Origin of the sequence: Leeuwenhoekiella marinoflava DSM 3653 (assembly GCF_900129005.1) — a bacterium.
GTDB lineage: Bacteria > Bacteroidota > Bacteroidia > Flavobacteriales > Flavobacteriaceae > Leeuwenhoekiella > Leeuwenhoekiella marinoflava.
Genome location: NZ_FQUN01000023.1, coordinates 39042 through 62415 on the forward strand (window position 1 = coordinate 39042; position 23374 = coordinate 62415).

Below are 23374 nucleotides of genomic sequence, written 5' to 3' on the forward strand. Positions count from 1 at the left end.
ATTTAGCGTTTTGAAGTTGTTTGATATAAAGAGTCAGCAACCGAAACTCCGGGTGATTTTTCAATTTTTAGCTTAGAACCATCTTTTATAGTTAGACTTACATTCTTAAGCGTCCAGTCTTTACTATAGGTGATTTGGCCGGCTTCTGCAGCAGTGATTTGTACATCTTCGAGCGTGACATTACTGACGACGGATTCTTCCATTCCGTTAACGTAAATAGCTGTTTTTGCCCCTTTGACATCAATATTTTTAATACTTATATTCTTGAACGTGGGAATTCCTTTTGAAGGTGGATCAACTTCGTGCAATAAGGTTTTCCAGCGTTTGGGTATCGAATCGTAATCATACCCTTCAGGAAGCTTGGAGTAGCTATACGCGGGATTCCAGTTCATCGTTATCCGCATAACTGTTCCTACGCTGTCCATTTTAATATTTTCCATATGTATATCTTCAACTGTGCCACCCCGATTTGTTGCCGATTTGATCCGGAGCCCATTTGAAGTTCCTTTGCCTTGAATATTCGATACAAATACGTGCCGAATATCGCCACTGGTTTCACTTCCTATCGTGCACAATCCAGAACCTGCCAGTGCGATACAATCTCTAATAACCACATATTCGGTGGGGCGATCCACGCGAAGACCATCCCAATCGCGTCCGGCTTTCAGACAAAAGTTATCATCATTGCAATCGATATCGCAATTTTGTATCAGAACATATTTTGAACTGTCTATATCAATCCCGTCAGTACTGGGACCGTGGCCGCCAATGTTGTTGCGGATGGTAAGACCATCTACCGTGATTTGGTTGGAGTAGAGTACCTGAACCGTCCAGAAACCTGCCCGTTGTATGTTGAGGTCTTTTAGGAACACATTTTCTGCATTTTGAATAAGAATTGTTCTGGGGCGCTTGGCGTCATAATCTACAATCCAGCGTAGGCCTTTGGGTTCGTATTCTTTTCGAAGATTCCAATAGTAATCCCAATAAATTTTTCCTTGACCATCTACAAGACCATCACCGTTTATGGTGACATTTTTTTGGTCTAGAACATTGATCAAAGCAGCCGGCCATTGCATTTCGATGCCCGCAACGCGGGTATCGATTTCCGGATAATCATCTATGTTCTCACTTCCTAAAATTTGTACCCCATCAGGAATGGTGAACTGAATATTTTCTTTGATAAAAACAGAACCGCTGAGGTATTTACCCGGTTTAAAGGTCACCGTACCGCCACCATTTTCTGATGCTGCATCAATGGCTTTTTGAATGGCCGTTGTTGTTAGAGCACTACCGTCTGCAATCGCACCGTAGTCATTTACATAAAAAACGTCTTCTTTAAATTCATTTGTATCGGCACCTACTTCATCAATCCAATCGGGTTGAAAAGCAGTTTGTTCTATAGCAATCTTATCGGCGTTTTGTGTGGTGTTTTTACAGCCTATAGCGGTTAGGAACACACATGCAAAGAGGGGTAGGACTATTTTCATTTTACGTGTTTGGGTATCAGCAAACAAGTTCTTGATTTAAGAAGGATTCTGCATCCTGCTCTTACCTGTTGGGCTAGAACGAACCGCTTAAGTAGTCCGTATTTTTTAAATGGATGGTTTTGCATGGTGAGATCCCTGTATCCTTGTGAGCCCTAGCGGGAGGTGTCTATGGCATATCTAGGCCTTATCTATGCCTTTTCCCCGGGTGAAAGTCGGGTGAACTGCGGGTGAAGTGTGGGTGAACCCCGGGTAAACCTGAAATTTGGTTAATAAACTGGTGGAGTTTATACTATCGTGACAGAAGGGTGGAGCAGGGGGTAGCTTCATTGAATACCCGAAAACCTTTATCTGCTTTAGGATAGGTTGTGATTAGTTGGGAATGACTTCTGTATAAGATGCTAATATAGTGTGTTTTAAAGCCTTTGTCAAGAGAGAGTGCTGTTAATGTGTTGATAAACCTTGTTGTTGACTTAAAGCGTTTTACGTGTGTGCCGGCGTATTGCTTCGGGGTAGATTCGGTTATAGTTGATTTTTTAATGGAACTAGTTCTATCGGATTTCATCGATCCAATCGGGTTGAAAGGCTGTGGGATCGGGGATGCACACAGGTAAGCAACCCCATTATTGTGAAGTCCGAAGAATACCAAAAGCCCTTTATGTAGAGCAGGACTGAGGATACGCGTTCCAAACGCGCACCAACAGGGTTAGAAATGCGAGATAACTAGGGAGGATACGCATTAGAAACGCGCACCAACGGGGATAAGAAGTAAACAAGTTGTACTCATTTTATTTACAATGCTTTATAAATGAATATTGTACACGTTGTTTCGTGAATATAACCCATAATCTCCCAGCTCATTTACACAATTCCTCATCCCGGATTAACTTTCTGTTATAAAAGCGTTGAAATCCTTTATGCGCTTCCAAGGCTTCGGGAGTTTTAGGTTCTCATTAGCATTTATAAATGAAGCAGATGAGATTCTGAACTAAATTCATAATGATGTCTTTCGATTTATATTTAAAAGCGCTAATAAGAAATGGCCGCCAGTTGCGAGCTTGACGACCATTTACACACACAAATAATTGTTGTTTTCTCGAAGGAATATTTTAGGCAACGGAGTTGCTCAATTTTTTTGATAGAATTTACTAAATATTAAAAACAAAACACCACAACTGATCCAGGCAGGTAAGGTTAAGAAGGATAAGAATACATCATATTGAACCGAAATAAAATAGAAAACACCGAAGCTTAATGCCCAGGCTCCAAATACCGCCCAATTGAATTTAATACCGGTTTTTTCGGCATAAAACGACTGGATACCCGCTTGTTTTCCGAAGAAATATTCAAAAACAATGATTGCTCCCACAGGTGCTAAAATGAATCCGTAAAGGGCTACAAAGCCTAAAAGCTTCATTGCAAAGGCAGGAAATAATCCGGCAACAGTAGCAACCGTACCCGCTAAGATGGTTACCCAAAAGGTTGATACTTTTGGCATAATTGCCTGAAAAGCCAAACCGGCTCTGTAAATCGTAGGGTTTGCGGTCGTCCATCCGGCAAGTATCACTGCGATAATTCCAAATACACCAATAGCATTATTAGCTAAAGGTCCGGGAGCTACAGATGGAGCTTCTCCACCGGCAAGCATCGCCTGAGCTTCAGGAGATTTTAGGTAAACCGCATATAGTAGCGCAGCTGCAATCCAAGCCACATAATGACCGATATATATTCCGCCAGCAGTCGTCCATCCAGAGCTTGCTTTTTTCGCAAAGCGGAAAACCGATAGATCAGACATCCCAATGTGCATCGCAGCATTAGCAAACCAAGACCACAGGACCACATGCCAAAACGTGTATTTTATTTGTCCGGGGAAGGGATCGCCCCCTTCTCCCCAGATGTTCCAAAAATCAGAAAAGCTGTTTACATCCAGTTGAATGAGCGCCACGACACCGCAGGCAATAAATGCCAGTACAATAATAGGTGACATCCAGTTTGCAGCTTTTGCAACTGTGCTATAGCCTTTTGCTGCAATAAGCGAAATTACCGCTCCTATGGCAATCACAATGATTACCCAAGTGAGGCTGTTAGGCGTCGTATCGGTCAGTTTGGGCATTTCCATATCAAAAGGAATCCCAACTGCTGTAGCCGATACGGTTATCATCGCCCCGGCTAGAAAGCAAAAAAGCACTCCGTTTGCGAGGTTATATGCTGTTACCAGACGCGTACCGCAAATCTTTTCTAAATGAAAATAAAGCGTATATCTAAATTTTGTACCGATTTCTGCAGTAAGAAATCTCCAACTCAACACCGCCAGAAGGTTACCAATGAGTAAACCTACAATGAGGTCAAATGCACTAACCCCTGTAGTTAAAAACAGTGGACCGATTACGAATTCGGTTCCTGCGGCATGTTCGCCGGCGTACATTCCTAAAAATGCTTTCCAGCTTTGTAATTTGGATTGAGGTACTGCCTGACGTTCAAATTCGCCTCCTGCGATTTCCTCTATAACTTCTTCTTCCTGGTTGTATTGCGACATAGTTTAGGTAGTTATTAAATGTTTTGGTAAGTCTTCAACGCGCTCACAAACCAGCTGATCCATCACCTGTTTAAATTGAGTTTTAAGCATTCCTATTGTATGATCACCTCCTTTATTTCCCAGTGCGCCACAACCGTACATAAACGATCTCCCCATAAAAGTGAATTTCGCTCCGCAGGCCATTGCTCGGGCAATATCCGGACCCGATCGCAAGCCGCTGTCCATCATCACTTCAATTTGATCACCGTAGGTAGCAGCGATCTCTTTAAGGCTGTTTATGGTAGATTGTGCTGCATCTAGTTGACGCCCGCCGTGGTTAGAGACGATAATGCCGTCAAAGCCCATACGTATTGCATCTTGCGTGTCTTGCAACGATTGCACACCTTTTAAAACCAGTTTTCCTTTCCAGCGATCGCGGATGGGTTTTATCTTTTCTTCATTGAGTTTTCCGGAGAAGGTACGGTCCATAAAAGCGCCTAGTTGTTTTAGGTTTAAACCTTCAGGCGTGTAAGGCTTTAAGTTTTCAAAAGTTGGTTGGCCGTATTTAAGCGTATTGAACGCCCAGGTAGGTTTGCCCAAAATCTGCATAATATTCTTTGCAGACATTTTAGGAGGAAGTGCTAAGCCGTTACGGAAATCACGGGGTCTAAAACCAAAAGTAGGTACATCACAAAGCAGTACCAAAACCGGGCAACCGGCAGCTTCTGCGCGATCTATAATATCATTACGCACTGCATCTTCCACCGGATTATACAATTGAAACCAGGCGTTACCTTCGGTCAGTTCACTGGCTTTTTCAATGTCCATTGTCGTAACTGTACTCAGTATAAACGGTACCTTATGCTTGTGAGCCGCTTGAGCTAAAATAGCTGGAGAATTGGGCCACATCAGGCCTTGTAAACCCACGGGAGCAATACCAAAAGGCGCATCAAACTCCATTCCCAGAACTTTAGTTTTGGTTGAGCTTTTGCCATAATTGTTGAGGTAACGCGGCTGTAATTGTACATCGCGTATCTCAGAAGTGTTGCGTTTGATGCTCACATCTTCGTTGCACCCGCCATCAAGATATTCAAAAGCAAAAGCAGGAACTCTGCTTTTTGCCTTGGTACGAAGGTCGTCTACAGACGGGTATGCTGTGTCAAATGAGTTGGCCATATAGTTTATTTAGCGATGAACGGAATATGCTTTTTCATCGAGTAATTTTTCTTTAAAAATTTTGAGTTCAGTTGGGTGTCAGAGATGCAAATTGCTGCGCCTAATGCAGATCCTAAAGAAGAGTCTGTGGTGCGCAATTCCATCGTTCTGAAGTGATGAGATAATAGGTGTATGTACACATCGTTGTCGCTAAAACCACCGTCAACAAATAACTTTTCAATCGTCATTTTACCTTTTGCGCTCTTGATACTTTCAACCTGTAAAAGCACGAGTTCCATCATCAATTGATGATAGGCGTGATCAAAAGAATGATAGGGTAAATTGGTTTCCGCCGGCATATCAGGATCGTCTATAGATTCCCAATGAAACATTTTCTCAAACTCTTTTACGAGTTCGTAGTGCGTTTCAGGCTCAAACATGATTGTCTTATGATAATCTTTGTCAACACCATAATGCTCGGTCAATTTTTTTACCTGTATGCTGTATTCATTTCCTAAAAACAAACGTGCAGATTTTACCGGTTTCCCGTTGATACGCATATAATTGATGCAATCACCTGCAACATCTTTTTTACTCAGCGTGCGTTCTACAAAAGGATTGAGCGCAATACTCCAGGTTCCGGTAGAGATTAAAATAAACTGTTTCTTAAGACTGCGCACATACGGAAGTAAAGCAGCAGAACTGTCGTGAATTCCCACACCAATTTTGATGCGTTTTCCGTTGTAATTCATATTGATGCTCGTCTCTGTCGAAACGATAGGAGGGAGCATTTGATCTAGATTTTCGGCATAAACCCAATCGTGGTAATCTTTCTTTTCAAAATCCCACAGCGACGTGTGACAGCCAATGCTGGTGTATTCACTAAGTGGAATTCCTGTAAAAACGAAGCTCAAATACTGCGGAAGGTGTAAGGAGTAGCGTATCTTTTTAAAGACTTCCGGTTTGGTATTTTTTAACCAATACAATTGCATCCCCGCATTGAGCATCCCCGAGCTGGAAGACCCTGTTTTCTGATGGAAATCTTCTTCAGGGCCGTATTTATCATAAAAGCTGTCAATAATATCTTGCGGAATCGATTTCGTATAATTGTATAAGGGGAAAATCACATCGCGATTCTCATCAAGATGAACGAGACTTGCCCCGTACGAAGAAAAATTGATTGCTTTGATCTCATATTTTTCCGTTTTTAGAATGCGGTCAAATACGGTTTTTAGCCAATTGCGCAAAGCGGAAAGATCTTCGGTAGGATGCCCATCTTCGTCTGTGATCTCATCAAACTGAATGTATTCTCTATAAACCTCTTGAAATTCAGAATCAAAAAGAAAGAACTTCTTGTTGGTTTTACCGATGTCAAATACTGCCGTTACTGTTTTCTTCATTAAAAGCTTCTTTCGGTATTAAAGTCCTGTAGCGATTGTGTTTTTACCACGCTCTTTGATCAGCTGCTCGCGTACTTCTAGTTTTCTGTAGGCATCAATAGGATTAATCACCCCGCCGGTTTGTAAACGTGCTTCACGTACTAATGGTCTTACGTCAGTGCGGTAAGCTCCTTGTAAAATCTCCTGGCAAAGGCTTACATCATTCGCTTCCTGAGCAGCTCTTAATGCCTGTTGATCAATCAATAATGCTTTAGCATATGCTTCTTGAATAGCTTCTAAAGATTGGATTAAATCTTCTAGTGGATCTTTAAGGTTGTGGCTTGCATCAATCATCCAACCCAATTCCGGGTTTTGAGGATTGTTTTGCATCCCGTAAACGAGTTCATTAAAAATCAAGAATAAGGCGTACGGCTTGATACTGCCTACGGTGATATCGTCATCACCATATTTACTGTCGTTAAAGTGGAAACCGCCCAGTTTGCCTTTCAGCATTAAAATGGAAACAATCTGTTCAATATTGGTGTTTGGTAAGTGGTGACCCAAATCAACTAAGGTATACGCGCGTTCACCGCAACCGTTTGCCAACATTAAAGATGTACCCCAATCTTGAATAACCGTACTGTAGAAATACGGTTCGTAGGGTTTGTACTCGATAAACATTTTCCAGTCTGTAGGCATATCTTCATAGATCTCTATCAGGCTGTTTTGTGTATGCGTCAAAGCAGTTTGAAAATTGTTTTGACCGGGGAATGAAGCACCATCTGCTAACCAAACGGTAAGACTTTTAGAACCCAGTTTGTTACCGATTTCAATCACCTCTTTGTTGTGCGCAATCGCTTGTTCGCGTACTGCAGCACTGGTATTACTTAAAGAACCGTACTTGTACGTTTCCTTTTGATTCTTTTGATCCTGAAAGGTGTTGCTGTTAACCGCATCAAATTTAATCTTGTTAATCGCAGCAAGTTCTTTAATTGCGTTATAGTCATTAGGTACATCCCACGGAATATGAAGCGAAACAGCTCCTGCTGTTTGCGTAAGTCTATGAATAAGTCCTATATCTTCAATTTTTTGTTCTAAAGAAGCGGGTTCACCGCCGTAAGAAAATCTTCCGAAGCGTGTTCCACCTGCGCCTAAAGCCCAACTTGGGATTGCAACTTGAAATTCTGCTAGTTTTTTAATAACCTGATTAACATCAACATTGTTTTTAGATAACGTTTGAGTTGTGTAATCAAAATGAGATTTATGATCTGAAAGCCCTTTCTTATTTAGGTCTTCGAGTTGTTGTTGTTTAAGTTTCATCGGAGCGTTTTTTTCGGTCTTTAAATTAACAGAAACTCCTGAGACTGGAAACAGAATCTGGAGTTTCTGTTAATTAGAAAAAATTCAATTAAAATTAGCGTACAAAAGCATTAGCCATACCACCGTCTACGTTGATGGTATTACCTGTACTTTTCAGAAGTACTCCTATACATGCAAAAACACCGTCTGCGATATCATCTGGCAGGATGATTTCGTTCAGTAAATTACGTTTTGCATAATGTGCAGGTAAGTCTTTAACTTCGATACCATAAGCTTTGGCACGACCTTCTGCCCATGCACCTTCCCAGATTTTACTACCTACGATAACACCATCTGGATTCACGGTGTTCACACGGATTTTATCTCCACCTAACTCGGCAGCTAATAAACGTGTCATATGTTGTTGAGCAGCTTTTGCAGTACCATAACCTACATTGTTAGGCCCTGAAACGAGTCCGTTTTTACTAGCGATATTTACGATATCACCACCCAAACCTTGTTTGCGCATTACCGCAACACCTTGCTGAGCCATTAAAAACTGCCCTTTTACGAGTACATTCTGTAACAAATCCCAGTCTTTTTGAGTAGTATCTTCTAAAGGTTTAGAAATTGCAAGACCTGCAGAGTGAATCACGATATCAACACCACCAAAGGCGAGGCAAGCTTCTTTATACGCTTTAGCAATAGCCTCTTCGCTGGTTACATCGCAAACCGCACCGGCAACCTGATCTTTTTTGTAGGTAGCGACAGCTTCTTTTAAAGCTTCTTCGCTCATATCGGTTAGTACCACATTGGCACCTTCAGCAACTAATTTATCAGCAATCGCTTTACCAATACCACCGGCAGCACCGGTAACAATCGCTACTTTACGTGAAAGCGGTTGCTCTTTAGGCATACGTTGTAATTTAGCTTCCTCTAAAAGCCAGTATTCAATATCAAAAGCTTCCTGACGCGGTAACGAAGTATAGCTTGTAATCGCTTCTGCACCGCGCATCACATTGATCGCGTTGATGTAGAATTCGCTTGCTACTCGTGTAGTCTGCTTATTTTTTGCAAAACTGAACATCCCAACACCCGGGTAAATGATGATAACCGGATTAGGATCACGCATCTCAGGGCTGTTGTCGTGTTTACAGTTTTCGTAATAGTCTTTATATTCCTGACGGTATTGAGCAAAAGAGGGTTCTAGTTTAGCCAAAACAGCTTCTGTATCGTCAAGATCAGCATCTTTTTCTAAATCTAGAATCAACGGCTGAATTTTTGTTCGTAAGAAATGGTCTGGACACGAAGTTCCCATAGGAGCTAATCTGTCAAGATCATTACTGTTTATAAACTGAAGCACGGTGTCACTATCTGTAAAGTGACCTATCATTCTGTTTTCTGAAGAAGCAAGACCTCTAAGCAACGGCATCAATTTACCGGCTTGGTCTTTACGATTATCAGCAGGAAGGCTTTCTAGTTTCTGACCACCAAAAACGCTTCCGTTTTCTTTTACTTTTTTCTCGATATAAGAAGAAGCTTTCTCGATTACTTCAAGACTGTTTATATAACACGCATAAGAAGTGTCTCCCCAGGTAAATAAACCGTGGCTTCCTAAAACAATTCCGCGAATTCCTGGATTTTCGTTCAGGCATTTTTCCAGTTGCAGACCTAAGTCAAAACCGGGACGCTGCCAAGGCACCCAACCCATTGTATCTCCCCAAATCTCTTTGGTTATTTTCTCACTGTCTTCTGCCGCTGCGATCGCAATCAACGCATCAGGGTGTAAGTGATCAATATGTTTAAAAGGTAATAATCCGTGAAGCGGAGTATCTATTGAAGGTGCTTTAGAATCCAAGTCGTAAATACAGTGGTTAAAAAGCCCTACCATACGATCTTCATCTTCAAGACCACCATAAACGTTTTTAAGGTTTCTAAGACGCTCTGTATATAAACCTGCAATTCCTTGTCTGGTTAATGTACCTATGTCTCCACCAGAACCTTTTACCCACATCACTTCAACTTCTTCGTTAGTAAGCGGATCTTTTTCTATGGTTTTGCAGCTGGTGTTTCCGCCGCCATAATTTGTAATTCTTAAATCTGCGCCAAGGATGTTTGAGCGATACAGAAAAAGAGCAACTTGATCGTCTCCTAATTCTGCAGCCTTTTGCTCATCCCAAAGATAATCTACGTGGCTAAAAGTTTTTTCCATTATTTTTTTAGTATAGGTTAAAGCATCTGTTCTCAAAATTATAGGTTAACGATAAGTAAGGCATCCTGTGCTGTACTGCAACATATTTGTTTTAATACGTTTTTCTTTTGATTAGATTTACAACACACAAACAAACACATGCTTCCCCAATATGTCTCAAAATGTTCAAATTAATATTAATGAAGAATCTCGAATACCTAAATACAAGCAAATTGTAGACTCTATTATAGACGATGTCGCTAAGGGTAAATTGAAAGTTGGAGCAAAAATTCCTTCTATTAATGAACTGAGTGAAGCTGCATATTTAAGTAGAGATACAGTAGAAAAAGCCTATAAAATTCTCAAAGAACGCAAGGTCATAATCTCTGTAAAAGGAAAAGGGTATTACACTGCAAAAACCGAATTGATATCTAAGATCAATGTGTTTTTTCTAATCAATAAGCCCAGTTCTTATAAGATGATCATTTTTAATCATTTTGTAAATACGTTAGGAGTCAACGCACATGTGAATTTATCTATTTATCATTGTGAAGAATCCCTGTTTGTAAACGCTATCGAGAAAAATATAGGCGCTTATAATTATTATGTGATCATGCCGCATTTTAAAGATAATGATCTCAATCATGTGAGTTTTACACCAGAGGTTTTGAAGGCAATAGAAACTATACCAAAAGATCAATTGCTTATGGTAGATAATACAAAACCAGAGATTAAAGGAAATTACGGGGCAATATATCAGGATTTTAAAGAAGATATTTATAACGCCCTGATCGAAGGGATGGAAAAACTCAAAAAATATGAGAAGCTTATTTTGGTTTATCCAGAAAAATTGACTCACCCTTATCCTCGTAGAATCTTACATGGGTTTAAGCAATTTTGTATGAAGTACGATTTTGAATACGAAATACTTAATGAGATCTACGACGATATGGAATTTGAAGGACGAGACGTTTACATTACTATTGAAGAAATGGATCTGGTAAATCTCGTACGTCAAATACGCAGTCGTAATCTGGTTATGGGTAAAGATATAGGAGTGATTTCGTATAATGAAACTCCATTAAAAGAGTTGCTGGGGATTACCGTAATCAGTACAGATTTTAAAGCGATGGGGGAGACTGCTGCGTATATGGTTTTGAAGAATAAAAAAGAAAAGGTCAAGAACGTTTTTAAGTATATAGAGCGGAATTCAGTTTAAAGATACTTATTAACTGTAATAAATACGTTTATCATAACAGTACAGGATAGTGGTTTCTGCTTCAAATTGTATATTTAGAGCAAATACTGAAATCTTAAAGAAATGCGTACTGTTTGTTGGCTTGTAGTTTTAATTGCTAGTGCTTGTTTTTCTCAAAATACAATCGATCACGCGTTTGATTTCGGTACCCATAAGACTTCAGCGAATGCAATAGCGTTTAGTAGTTCTCTGCCATACAATGATGCGGTAGGTTATGGTTTTGATTTTGGGACAGCGTATAAAACCTCCTTTACAGAGCACGGTCTGGTAACTGTCGGACCTATTTATTTTTCGGTAAAAGTACCGGAAGGTTCTTATCAAGTTACTGTTACCTTATCAGGAAAGAATACAGAAACTACTATTAAAGCAGAGTCTAAGCGTCTTTTTATTCCGCAGCTAAAAGTAGATTCAAATAAGAGTATTACAACGAGTTTTATTGTGAATGTCTTCAATGAAAAGATTTCTCAAGGATACGATGTTGATCTCAAAGATCGGGAGCGCGTTAAGTTAGACTGGGACGATAAGCTTACACTAGAGTTTTTAGGAAACAGCACGATTGAATCTATAAGAATAGAAAATGCAAACGATGTAAAAACGTTATTTCTAGCTGGAGATTCTACCGTTACAGATCAGGATGTAGAACCTTGGGCATCGTGGGGGCAGTTTATAACCGCATATCTAGATGATAGTATTGCGGTTTCTAATCAGGCTTCGTCAGGAGCATCACTCGCGTCATTTAGAGGAAGTAGAATTGATAAGATTATCAGTCAGCTTAAAGAAGGTGATTTTGTAGTTATTGAATTTGGTCATAACGATGAGAAAATAAAGGGGGAAGGTAATGGTGCTTGGGGGTTGTATACCGAAACAATGACCGATTTCATCAAGCGTATCAAAAAGAAAAAGGCTACACCTATACTCATAACACCCACACAGCGAAGAGCTTTTGAGGGTAAAAAACTAAAACCCACACACGGCGATTTCCCGGATGCGATGCGCAAAGTTGCAGCAAACGAAGCGGTGATTTTGATAGATCTTACTCAAATTACAACAGCTATGTATGAGGCTTGGGGGCCGCAGCTCTCAAGAAGAGCTTTTGTGCAATATGCAGCAAATATGTTTCCGGGTCAACATCAGGATCTGGAAGACAATACTCATTTTAGCAATTTTGGAGCAAATGAGATTGCTCTTGCTGTAGCCAATGCAATCAGGGATTCTGACTCAGAATTGAAGCATTATATAGCTACAGAAACCCCTCAATATAAACCTTCTCAACCCCATGCTACAGACAGCTACACGATTCCGTTTAGCAGTCGTTTTAAAATTGAAAAACCAGACGGTAACTAATCTTTTATGAAAAAACTTCTTCTTCTATCTACTCTAGCAGTGCTATTTAGCACAAAAATATTCGCTCAAAAAGCAGATAAAATCTGGCTTTCAGGAACTGATTTTGAACATCCCAAAACCTGGGATTTTAAAGTTTCGGCTGGTAACAATAGTGGTGCGTGGTCTACCATCGAAGTCCCATCTCAATGGGAATTGCAAGGCTTTGGCGAGTATACGTACGGTCGCTGGTATAAAGAGTTGGAGCAAGATGAACCCAGTAAAGAAGAAGGGCTTTATAAACTTAATTTTGAAGTTCCGGCTGATGCAAAAGGTAAGGTGGTGACCATACATTTTGGAGGGGTGATGACCGATACGGAAGTAAACGTTAATGGGGAAGTTGTAGGTCCCAAACACCACGGTGGTTTTTATGAATTTGAATACGATATAACAGATTATTTAAAAGTTGGTTCAGAGAATTTACTCGAAGTTCACGTCTGGAAACATTCTGAAAATGGAAGTGTGAATAACGCAGAGCGAAAAGCAGACTGGTGGCTTTTTGGTGGAATTTACCGTCCGGTTTGGTTAGAAATTAAACCGAAAACGCACATTGATCATATCGCAGTTGATGCTAAAATGGACGGGAGTCTAAAGGCTCAATTAGATATTGAGAATCTTTCTAATAATCTTGAAGTTGTTGCTTCGATTACCCCTTTAATAGGAGAAGCTGATTTTGAGTCGCAGACCATTCAGTTGGATTCAAAAAATAAAGAACAAATTATTGAAGCAAAGTGGAAAGGTGTCAAAACCTGGGATCCTGAAAATCCTAATCTATACACTCTTACTCTTCAGTTGCAAGAAAACGGTAAAACTATTCACGAGATTTCAGAACGTATAGGGTTTAGAACTTTAGATTTTAGAAAGCGGGATGGTATTTATTTAAATGGAACTAAAATAGTTATGAAAGGGATTAACCGCCACAGTTTCTGGCCGGAAGGAGGGCGTAGTACCAGCAAGCGCATTAGCGTGATGGATGTGAACCTAATCAAAGATATGAATATGAATGCGGTGCGGTTTCACTATCCGCCAGACGATCACTTTCTTGCTGTTTGTGATTCGCTGGGGCTGTTTGTTTTAGACGAATTGGCCGGTTGGCAAAATCCGTATGATACCGAGACGGGAGAGCAACTCATCAAAGAAATGATTGACCGCGATGTGAATCATCCTTCCGTGATTATCTGGGATCAGGGTAATGAAGGTGGCTGGAATTACGAATTAGACGATGACTTTGCAAAACACGATCCTCAAAACCGTATTGTGATTCATCCGTGGTCTGATTTTAACGGTTGGGACACCCATCATTATCCAACTTATTTAACCGGTGTGCACCGGTTTGGTAGCGGAGAAAATGTGTTTTTTCCTACCGAATTTATGCACGGAACTTATGATAATGGTATAGGAGCGGGACTCAAAGATTTCTGGGAACACTACAGTGAGAGTCCGTTGTTTGCCGGTGGTTTTATGTGGGTGTATAGCGACGAAGCGGTGTTGAGAACAGATTGGACCGGAGATGAGAAATTTGACTCCAAAGGGAATTTGGCTTCAGATGGTGTTTTAGGTCCGCATAGAGAGAAAGAAGGTAGTTTTTATACCGTAAAAGAAGTTTGGGCACCGGTTCAATTTAAGCCGAAAGCCATAACAGAAACCTTTGACGGAAGTTTTTTGGTTACTAATGATTATTTATTTACTAACTTGAATACAGTCACCATGAAGTATCGCGTGATGGAAGCCGGTAAAAACGCAATGTACAACCCAGAAACGAAAGCAACTATTTTAACATCAGGGTCGATAGACCTTCCTGATGCTGTTCCCGGCGAAACCCGCGTTTTAAACATGCCGGTAGCTGATGATTTTTTCAAAGGGGATTGGTTAGAAATTACCGCGACAGATCAACACGATCGGGAGATTTACACTTGGACATGGCCCATTCATAAAGCCGATTATTTTGCTAATAAATTAATTTATCAAGCTGAAGTTAATAAAGCAGCTAAAGTGGCTCAAGATGATGATGTGGTAACTTTAAAAAGTAAAGAAGTAAGGCTTCAATTGAATACCAAAACCGGATATATCACCCAAATAAACAGTAAAAAACGATCAATCCCTTTTGTAAACGGACCCAAACCTATTGGAATGAAAGCGGAAGTTGAGAAAGTAACCTTGACACAGGAAGGTCAAAATGCTATTTGCCGCATTGATTACAACGGTGGCATTGATCACATTACGTGGACGATGTATCCCGACGGCCGCGTGCATATGGAACTGATTGCGCTTAAAAATGCCGGTAGAAACAGTGGTTTTGACGGGGCTTTTTATGAAGGCGATATTGATAAATTTGGGATCACATTTGATTTTCCTGAAGAAGGCGTTGAGGCTATTACACTCTTTGGTCGCGGACCTTATCATACCTGGCGTAATCGTTTACAGGGAATAGAATACGGTATTTGGGAAAAAGAATACAATACGACGATTACCGGAGCGAGTTTTGATAATTTGGTATACCCGGAGTTTAAAGGCTATTATGCCAATTTCTTAGCCGGAAACCTTCAAGCGGGCGAGAATAGCTTTAAAGTTTTTAGCGAAAGCGATAAGTTGTTTTTGAGATTATTCACACCAGACGAAGTTCAGAATGGTTTTAGAGGCAGTCACTTTCAGCCTTCTTTTCCTGACGGAAACATTTCATTTATGTATGAAATTCCGGGGCAACGTGCTTTTAAACCGCTTTCACAGCAAGGCCCTAGCAGTCAGCCTTCAAACATTAGGATTAAAAGTGGAGACGATGGGATTTCGATGAAGTTGTGGTTTGATTTTAGGGAGGATCGTGGAGAATAAGAAGGATAGAAAAGAGAACAGAGAATACCAATTAGAAAAAGACTTTTTTGCGCAAGGGATTGCAGTGAAAATCCCGGATTGCGACTTGAGGAGCAAACGGAATTGTAACGAAAAGCCTGACCCCATAGGGTTGCGCCCGAAAAATTAATAATAGACCATGATGAAACTAGTAAAACTTTTTAGCCTGTTTGTGTTGGCGATATGTTTTGTACAATGTGAGAAACTTAACGCGCAAAAGCCTACTGTTTATTGCGTAGGGGATTCTACGGTGAAAAATGGTCAGGGCAAAGGTGATGGCGGTCTTTGGGGCTGGGGCGATTATATTGATCAGTATTTAGATACCACACAGGTTGATGTAGAAAATCATGCGCTGGGCGGTACCAGCAGTAGAACCTTTCAATCTAAAGGATTGTGGCAGCCGGTTTTAGACAGTCTGCAAAAAGGAGATTATGTACTGATTCAGTTTGGACATAACGACAACGGGGCTTTAAATGATGATTCCCGCGCACGCGGAACCATTAAAGGTGTCGGTGAAGAAAGCGAAGAAATAGACAATATGTTGACTGGTGAACACGAAGTGGTACACAGTTATGGCTGGTATATTCGCAAAGTGGTGACCGAAGCTAAGTCAAAAGGAGCGATACCTGTGCTTATGTCTCCTATTCCGCGTAATGATTGGAAAGATGGTAGCGTACCGCGTAATGATAAAAGTTATGGACTTTGGGCAAAGCAAATCGCCGAAGAAGAAGGTGTGACCTTTATCAACCTGAATGATAAAATGGCTTCAGCTATGGAAGCTAAGGGAGAAGATTTGGTTACCGGACATTTGTTTTACAAACGTGATCATACCCATACTTCAGCAAAAGGAGCAGTTCTGGCTGCATCGCTAATCGCTGAAGGTCTTACTGAAAGTGATAATTCGTTGAAGCACTTTCTGCTAGAAGATCCTGAAGTCACACTTCCGCGAAAGCGTAACTTATTTATCATAGGAGATTCTACTGTGGCCGATAACGGACAGGATGGTAAAACCGGTTGGGGTGTGTATTTACCGCAACATATAGACACGACGCGTATGACTGTGCATAACAAAGCTCGTGGCGGAAGAAGCAGCCGTACGTTTAGATATGAGGAGCTTTGGGACGCTGTGAAATCAGAATTAGAACCTGGTGATTTTGTGCTGATGCAGTTTGGCCATAATGACGGAGGAAACGTTGATAAAGCAAAATACAGAGGTTCTTTAAAAGGAATGAGCGATGAAACGCAAGAAGTGCAGCGAGATAGTTCGGGTATTGAAACGGTGCATACGTATGGTTGGTATATGAAACAATACATTAAAGAAACTCAAGAAGCCGGAGCGACACCTATTGTATTGAGTATGATACCGCGTAACGAATGGCCGGATGGAAAAGTAGAGCGCCCAACTGATAGTTATGTGAAATGGGCAAAAGAAGCTGTGGATGAAGCAGGCGGTTTTTATTTAAATTTGAATGAAGCTGTGGCTCAAAAATATGAAGCAATGGGTAAAGATAGCGTTAAGGCACTCTTCCCTGACGATCACACGCATACAAATCACGATGGAGCAAAACTCAATGCGCTTACTGTAGCAGAATTGATTGAAGGTTTACGCCAAAGTGATTTGCGGGATTACGTCTTTATAAAAGAAGAATAGTAAACTGCAAACAGAATAAAATGCCCGGTTTTACGCGATAATCGAGATTTAAATGCTCCGAGGCTTGCCTCGAAGTCAAAAGCTGTTTTCTTTTAATGCCTTGCAGGCCTGCCTTTGTCGGACACAGACAGGCTTCCTCCAAGGTAGTTTACCAAACTTTTTTAGTTTATGATTTGATCGCTGTTGAGGTATTCGGTTGGGGTCATTTGAAATTGCTTTTGAAAATTACGTCCAAAACTGGTAGCCGAATTGTATCCCACAATTTCTGCGACTTCGTATATTTTATAATTTTCAGTTTTGAGAAGTTCTGCGGCTTTTTTAAGTCGGGAAATATTGATAAGTTCGTTAGGGCTGAGGTTTGTGATTTCAGCAATTTTTCGATATAAAGTAGAGCGACTCATATTCATAATTTCAGCCAGGGTTTCAACATTTAGATTAGAATCTGCCATATTATCTGCGATGGTATTGTCTAATTTTTTAATAAATGCCTCATCGGTTTTTGTGTTTGCAATACTGCGCATATGGGCAAGTGGAGAAGTCGCATAATGCTGCATAATATGCTTTCGGTTTTCTATAAGATTTTCAACCTGTTTGTTTAAAAATGCTACCGAAAAAGGCTTGCTTACATAAGCATCTGCGCCGCTTTCTAAACCTTCTATTTGCGCAGATAAAGCATTTTTTGAAGTGAGCAAAATAACCGGAATATGACTTGTTTCTATATTGGTCTTTACTTCTTTACAGAGTGTGAAACCATCTAGCACCGGCATTGCAATATCACTGATAACGAGATGCGCGCTATGTTCTTCTAAAAGATTTAAAGCGATTTCTCCATTTTCTGCAGGGTAAACCTTGTAATTTTCTTGCAATTCTTTTGCTACAAAATCACGCAGATCTTTATTGTCTTCTGCTACAATGATAACCGGTTTAGATTCTGAAGTCAGTTTCTCAGGTTTTTTAGGGAGCATAACCGGCTCTTGCTCCTGAGTTTTCTGATCATATAACTCAAAATGTTTCTTTTGATGAATAGGGAGTTGTACCACAAATGTGTTCAAGGTATTGTCTGAAGTTGAGAGTTTGAGACTTCCGTTGTGCATTTCGGTAAGGGAATGTGCAAGTGATAAACCAATACCCGTACCCGATTGATTTTCTCCTTCAGAAAGGCGGTAAAAGGGTTCAAATATTTTTTGGCTCATTGTTTCAGGAATAATATAGCCATCATTTCTAACGATGATCTTAAACTGAAGCGCTGCTTTTTCAAGCTGAATATAAATGTGTTTGTCTCCGTATTTAATAGCATTACTTATGAGATTGCTTAAAATTTTCTTGAGTGCTTCGGCATCTACAAAGGCAATTATGCCGTCTTCTATGTCCAGATGTAACTCCATATTTTTATCTGTAATAGCTTCCGTGAATCTGCTTTTTGTTTTGCGTACCAGTTGAGAAATATCAGTTTGAACAAAAGTGAGACTCATATTTTCTGTTTCGGTTTTTCTAAAATCTAATAACTGATTCACCAGATTGAGAATACGTGTGGTATTCTTATTCATTATAGAAAGATGGTTTGCGATCTCCGGGTAGGCTTTTTTATTCTTTAAGATCTTTTCTAACGGACTTTTGATCAGCGTCAAGGGTGTACGTATTTCGTGAGAGATATTGGTAAAAAATTCAATTTTAGCCTGATAGACTTCTTTCTCTTTTTTATCATTTGCAAGCTTAATACGGCGGTTGTTTTTACGAGCTAGATATAAATGGTAAACTCTAAAAGTTGCAGCGATACATAGAATCACAAATAGCGTATACAATACAAATGCGATATTAGAAAGATAAAAAGGCGGTAGAATTCTAATTTGTAAAGGCGTTGTTTCTTTACTCCAAACCCCATTACTGTTTTGAGATTTTACATGTAAGGTGTAATCTCCGGGGCTCAGTTTCGTAAAATGTACCGTGTTTGTGGTGCCTAGAGCAACCCAATCATTATTAAGACCATCTAGCTTATACCAGTATTGTGTCATTTGCGGAGCATTGTAACCTAATGCCGCAAAATTGATACTGAAGGAGGAATCTTCTGGCTCAAGTTCTAGTTTATCTAATGTCGTGATAGACTCCGGCAAAATAGGATTTTCATCATTTTCGTTAACCGAAATCTCTTTGTTATTGATTTGTAAACCGGTTAAATATAATGGAGATTCTAGATTGTCTTGAATAAACTCAGCCGGATTGAAGCTGACCATTCCATTAACGCTTCCCAAGTAAATACGCCCCTTAGGATCTTTATAAGCACTGTTGTAATTAAACTGATTGCCCAAGAGTCCTTGTGCTTTAGTATAAGTATTCAGGTTTTTAAAATCGGCATCAAAAGAGGTTAGTCCATTAGAAGTTGTCGCCCATAATTTACCAGAATCATCTTCTGTAACGGTATAGAATACATTGCTACCGAAACCATCCTGAGTTGTATAGGTTTTAAATTCTTGAGTATTTGAGTTGTAAAGATTTAGCCCGTTTTCTGTAGTGACCCAAAGACGTTGGGATGCATCTTCGTAGATACCGTTTATGTGATTATGACTTATGGTTTTGTTCTGAGAATTTTCCTCTTGATAATAGCCTTTTTCTTGAGTTTTTGGGTTGTAGTAGTAAATACCGTCCCAGTAAGTGCCAGCCCAGAGAACACCTTTTGCATCTTCTATAAAAGCAGTATAATGATAGTTTTCGGGGAAATAATCTGTTATTACAAATTGGTCTTTTTTGGGGTCTAGTACTTTTACGCCACTTACTGTTGCTGCGTATATTTTACCGGATTTTGTTTTTACAAGACTAAAAACAAAATTATTACGCTCTTTACCTAAGGTTCCCACCTGATAATGTTTTAAAACCCGATGGGTATTGATATCTATTAGATCAATACCATTATCAAAATAGCTAACCCAAATACGATCGCCTTCAGGCATTAGTGCGTGAATATTGTGATGAGCCAGAGTTCCGCCAGATTCTACAGATTTAAAATTGGTGAACGTATCTGTTTTGGGATTGTATTTACTCAGTCCGTTATCTTCGGTTCCTACCCAAATGTTTCCGTTAGAGTCTGCTTTAATTTCTCTCACCGCATTACCTACAATTGAGTTTTCGGCAGGTTTAGGAAAGAATTTTTTAAAAAAACGATAAGAAGTATTATAGTGGTTTATTCCACCAAAATAGGTACCTGCCCAAATCCCACCATTGTTATCTACTGTTAAAGAATAAACTGCATTATCAGAAAGCGCATAGGGGTCGTTGTTATTTTTATTAAGGTTTGTGTAGTCTTTGGTTTCCATATCATAAATATGAATACCAGATTCTGAAGCAACCCATAGTTCTTTCTCATCTTTTAATGCGAGATCGTGGATGTAAAATGGATTTTCAACCGGTAAGAATTGTGCTGTTTCTTTGGTTTTTAGATTAAAAGAAAGCACTCCAAAGTTATATGTACCCATTAGCACCACATCGCTATTAAGCATCAGAAGTGCATTTATACTAAAAGCAGACATGAGAACATTAGGCATTTTAAAACCTAAGCTTTTAAAAGAATCACTGCTTTCTTCATATAAATAAAGCTCATCCAGACCAGAAGCGATGATTTTTCCATCAGGAGATTGTAGCAATTGTGTACAGGTAAAGTGATTACTAGGAGGGAAATTAACCGTTTTTGCTGTAGCAGGATTGTATTTGTAAATCGTTCCGTTGCCTATATACCATAGATTTCCGGAAGCATCAGACTCTATATCGTGAATTGTGATATCTTCTGTACCATCAATTAAAGTGAAATTCTCTCGTTTATAATCATATTGAAACAAGCCATTATCTGTACCGGCATAGATATGACCGTCTAACTCTAATAGAGACTCTACATAATTCCCTAAAAGTTGTTTTTTGTCATTGATTTTATATTGAAATCTCTTGAACGCATATCCGTCAAAGCGATTCAAACCATCTTTGGTTCCAAACCATAAAAAGCCTTTAGAATCTTGAAGAGAAGATAAAACTGTGTTATGCGATAAACCATCTTCTACAGTATAATGCTCAAAATAATAATCCTGAGCAGTCAGGTTTTGAGTTAATAATAGTGAGAGAAAAAAGGTGTAAATAAAATATTTCAAAGTCTAATTTATTAGGAGTCAAAAGATACAGATATCGAATCAATAAAACAGTTCAGCCTTTCAACATATCGTCTCACATAGCTGCAAGTTTTTAGAAATAAGGCATCTTTGAATTGATTTAATGCCAAATTGATACAAAAAACCGCTTAAAATAGGAGATTGTATATCTTACTTTGAATTTCAGAAAAATAGTACTCTCAAAGATTTACAACGTTGTAATTTTTTAAGACCGAAATTAAATCAAAATCTAAGTATGAAAAAAACTAAGCTTTTAGCTATGTTGATGTTTGTTGCCGCATCAGTATCTGCACAATGGAAACCTGCGGGTGACAAGATTAAGACTAAGTGGGCTTCTCAAATAGATGTAAATAATGTCTTACCAGAATATCCGCGTCCTATAATGCAACGCGATACGTGGCAGAATTTAAACGGTCTTTGGGAGTACAGTATTCAAAATAAAGGAGCTGCAGTACCTACCTCATACGAGGGGGAGATCTTAGTGCCCTTTCCGGTAGAGTCAAGTTTGTCTGGCGTGATGAAAGAAGTAGGTGCTGCTAAAGAAGTATGGTATAATCGGGAGTTTACGGTTCCTTCAAGTTGGAAGAATAAAGAGATTTTATTGCATTTTGGTGCGGTAGATTGGGAAACTGAAGTATGGATCAATGGAGTTAAAATAGGTTCGCATACCGGCGGATTTACACCCTTTTCATTTGATATCAGTCCGTTTTTAAAAAGTGGCAAACAAGAATTGACGGTAAAAGTGTGGGATCCAACAAACGATGGGCCACAGCCTCGAGGAAAACAAGTTAAAAAACCTGATGGGATCTGGTATACGCCGGTAACCGGGATTTGGCAGACCGTCTGGTTAGAACCTGTGCAGCCAAAACATATCGAAGAGGTGCGTACCACTGCTGATATTGATAAGAGCACGGTTACTTTTGATGTTGCTTCAGCAGATTTTAGCTATGGTGATATTGTTGAGGTCTCGATTTTAGATGGAAACAAAACGATCGCAACAGCAAAAGCAGCTGCCGGTGAGCAACTGGTGATTACGATCCCAGATGCAAAATTATGGTCTCCAGAATCTCCATTTTTATACGACACCAAAATTAAACTTACCGCTAACGGAAAAACTCATGATGCAATAAATGGATATTTCGCTATGCGAAAAATTTCAAAAAAGCGTGATGATAAAGGCATTGTGCGTATGCAATTGAATAACAAAGATTATTTTCAATTTGGTCCGTTAGATCAAGGCTGGTGGCCTGATGGTTTATATACAGCGCCTACTGATGAAGCTTTAAAATACGATATCATCAAGACCAAAGATTATGGGTATAATATGATACGTAAGCATGTTAAAGTTGAGCCGGCACGCTGGTATACGCATTGCGATCGCCTGGGGATTTTGGTTTGGCAAGACATGCCTAATGGGGATGATTCTCGTGATTGGCAAAATCAAAATTATCATAAAGGTAATGAGTTTGAACGCAGCGCCGAGTCTGAAGCGATCTACCGCAAAGAGTGGAAAGAAATCATGGATTATTTATACTCATACCCAAGTATCGTGATCTGGGTGCCGTTTAATGAATCCTGGGGGCAGTTTAAAACTGTAGAGATCACAGATTGGACTAATGAATACGACCCCTCACGTTTAGTGAATTCGGCAAGTGGCGGTAACTTTTTCCAGACCGGAGACATCTTAGATCTGCACCATTATCCGGCTCCTAAAATGTATTTGTACGATGCAAACCGCGTTAATGTGATTGGTGAGTATGGCGGCATAGGTTTGCCATTAGAAGGGCATTTATGGAAAACAGGTAACAACTGGGGTTATGTGAAATTCAACAATTCTAAAGAAGTTACAGACGAGTATGTTGCTTATGCCGAAAAGCTAAAAGAGCTCGTAAGTGCTGGGTTTTCTGGAGCGATATATACACAAACGACAGATGTAGAAGGGGAGGTAAACGGTTTGATGACCTATGACCGTGATATTGATAAACTTGATATCAAGCGTGTGAATAAAATCAATACCGAAGTTATCCATGAACTCCATAACTAATAGATCTTAGGAAGTATTTTAAA

General features: G+C 39.7%; 12 protein-coding genes. 5 read left to right on the top strand and 7 right to left on the bottom strand.

Annotated features, from left to right (window positions below):
* Window positions 1–2 precede the first annotated feature (2 nt).
* The 6 genes from BUB91_RS18080 to BUB91_RS18105 form a co-directional block, all read right to left on the bottom strand.
* Window positions 3–1487, bottom strand: a complete 1485-nt coding sequence (locus BUB91_RS18080) for a glycoside hydrolase family 28 protein (protein WP_073100627.1) — start codon at window positions 1485–1487, stop codon at window positions 3–5.
* A 1123-nt stretch (window positions 1488–2610) separates the two neighbouring features.
* Complete coding sequence (locus BUB91_RS18085) at window positions 2611–4020, bottom strand: purine-cytosine permease family protein (protein ID WP_073100604.1); 1410 nt, start codon at window positions 4018–4020, stop codon at window positions 2611–2613.
* A 3-nt stretch (window positions 4021–4023) separates the two neighbouring features.
* A complete protein-coding gene (locus tag BUB91_RS18090) occupies window positions 4024–5175 on the bottom strand; it encodes an alpha-hydroxy acid oxidase (RefSeq protein ID WP_073100605.1) in 1152 nt (383 codons plus the stop codon).
* 5 nt (window positions 5176–5180) lie between these two features.
* The gene (locus BUB91_RS18095; protein WP_073100606.1) at window positions 5181–6554 is read right to left on the bottom strand and encodes an FGGY-family carbohydrate kinase; all 1374 of its coding nucleotides are present in this window, start codon (window positions 6552–6554) and stop codon (window positions 5181–5183) included.
* A gap of 18 nt (window positions 6555–6572) precedes the next feature.
* Window positions 6573–7853, bottom strand: coding sequence for a sugar isomerase (locus BUB91_RS18100; protein ID WP_073100607.1), 1281 nt, complete (start codon window positions 7851–7853; stop codon window positions 6573–6575).
* A gap of 94 nt (window positions 7854–7947) precedes the next feature.
* Window positions 7948–10044: a bifunctional aldolase/short-chain dehydrogenase gene (locus tag BUB91_RS18105; RefSeq protein ID WP_073100608.1), complete on the bottom strand. Its 2097-nt coding sequence runs from the start codon at window positions 10042–10044 to the stop codon at window positions 7948–7950.
* Window positions 10045–10195: 151 nt separating this feature from the next.
* Between BUB91_RS18105 and BUB91_RS18110 the strand changes: the two genes are divergently transcribed.
* The 4 genes from BUB91_RS18110 (at window position 10196) to BUB91_RS18125 (ending at window position 17159) form a co-directional block, all read left to right on the top strand.
* Entirely contained in the window at window positions 10196–11242 is a 1047-nt protein-coding gene (locus BUB91_RS18110; RefSeq protein ID WP_073100609.1) for a GntR family transcriptional regulator, read from the top strand.
* A gap of 102 nt (window positions 11243–11344) precedes the next feature.
* A complete protein-coding gene (locus BUB91_RS18115) occupies window positions 11345–12625 on the top strand; it encodes a rhamnogalacturonan acetylesterase (protein ID WP_073100610.1) in 1281 nt (426 codons plus the stop codon).
* Window positions 12626–12631: 6 nt separating this feature from the next.
* Window positions 12632–15490 (top strand): glycoside hydrolase family 2 TIM barrel-domain containing protein, encoded by a 2859-nt coding sequence (locus BUB91_RS18120; protein WP_073100611.1) that lies wholly within the window; start codon window positions 12632–12634, stop codon window positions 15488–15490.
* A gap of 157 nt (window positions 15491–15647) precedes the next feature.
* Window positions 15648–17159 (top strand): rhamnogalacturonan acetylesterase, encoded by a 1512-nt coding sequence (locus BUB91_RS18125; RefSeq protein WP_241652676.1) that lies wholly within the window; start codon window positions 15648–15650, stop codon window positions 17157–17159.
* Between the two features lie 161 nt (window positions 17160–17320).
* Here the strand turns inward: BUB91_RS18125 and BUB91_RS18130 are convergent, their stop codons facing one another.
* Complete coding sequence (locus BUB91_RS18130) at window positions 17321–21289, bottom strand: hybrid sensor histidine kinase/response regulator transcription factor (RefSeq protein ID WP_073100613.1); 3969 nt, start codon at window positions 21287–21289, stop codon at window positions 17321–17323.
* Window positions 21290–21542: 253 nt separating this feature from the next.
* Here BUB91_RS18130 and BUB91_RS18135 point away from each other — a divergent pair, with 253 nt between their 5' ends.
* The gene (locus tag BUB91_RS18135; RefSeq protein ID WP_073100614.1) at window positions 21543–23351 is read left to right on the top strand and encodes a glycoside hydrolase family 2 protein; all 1809 of its coding nucleotides are present in this window, start codon (window positions 21543–21545) and stop codon (window positions 23349–23351) included.
* Window positions 23352–23374: the final 23 nt, after the last annotated feature.

Bases quoted from the DNA above. Each gene is read 5' to 3' on its own strand.
- BUB91_RS18080 (WP_073100627.1), bottom strand. From the start codon at position 1,487: ATGAAAATAGTCCTACCCCTCTTTGCATGTGTGTTCCTAACCGCTATA.
- BUB91_RS18085 (WP_073100604.1), bottom strand. From the start codon at position 4,020: ATGTCGCAATACAACCAGGAAGAAGAAGTTATAGAGGAAATCGCAGGA.
- BUB91_RS18090 (WP_073100605.1), bottom strand. From the start codon at position 5,175: ATGGCCAACTCATTTGACACAGCATACCCGTCTGTAGACGACCTTCGT.
- BUB91_RS18095 (WP_073100606.1), bottom strand. From the start codon at position 6,554: ATGAAGAAAACAGTAACGGCAGTATTTGACATCGGTAAAACCAACAAG.
- BUB91_RS18100 (WP_073100607.1), bottom strand. From the start codon at position 7,853: ATGAAACTTAAACAACAACAACTCGAAGACCTAAATAAGAAAGGGCTT.
- BUB91_RS18105 (WP_073100608.1), bottom strand. From the start codon at position 10,044: ATGGAAAAAACTTTTAGCCACGTAGATTATCTTTGGGATGAGCAAAAG.
- BUB91_RS18110 (WP_073100609.1), top strand. From the start codon at position 10,196: ATGTCTCAAAATGTTCAAATTAATATTAATGAAGAATCTCGAATACCT.
- BUB91_RS18115 (WP_073100610.1), top strand. From the start codon at position 11,345: ATGCGTACTGTTTGTTGGCTTGTAGTTTTAATTGCTAGTGCTTGTTTT.
- BUB91_RS18120 (WP_073100611.1), top strand. From the start codon at position 12,632: ATGAAAAAACTTCTTCTTCTATCTACTCTAGCAGTGCTATTTAGCACA.
- BUB91_RS18125 (WP_241652676.1), top strand. From the start codon at position 15,648: ATGATGAAACTAGTAAAACTTTTTAGCCTGTTTGTGTTGGCGATATGT.
- BUB91_RS18135 (WP_073100614.1), top strand. From the start codon at position 21,543: ATGAAAAAAACTAAGCTTTTAGCTATGTTGATGTTTGTTGCCGCATCA.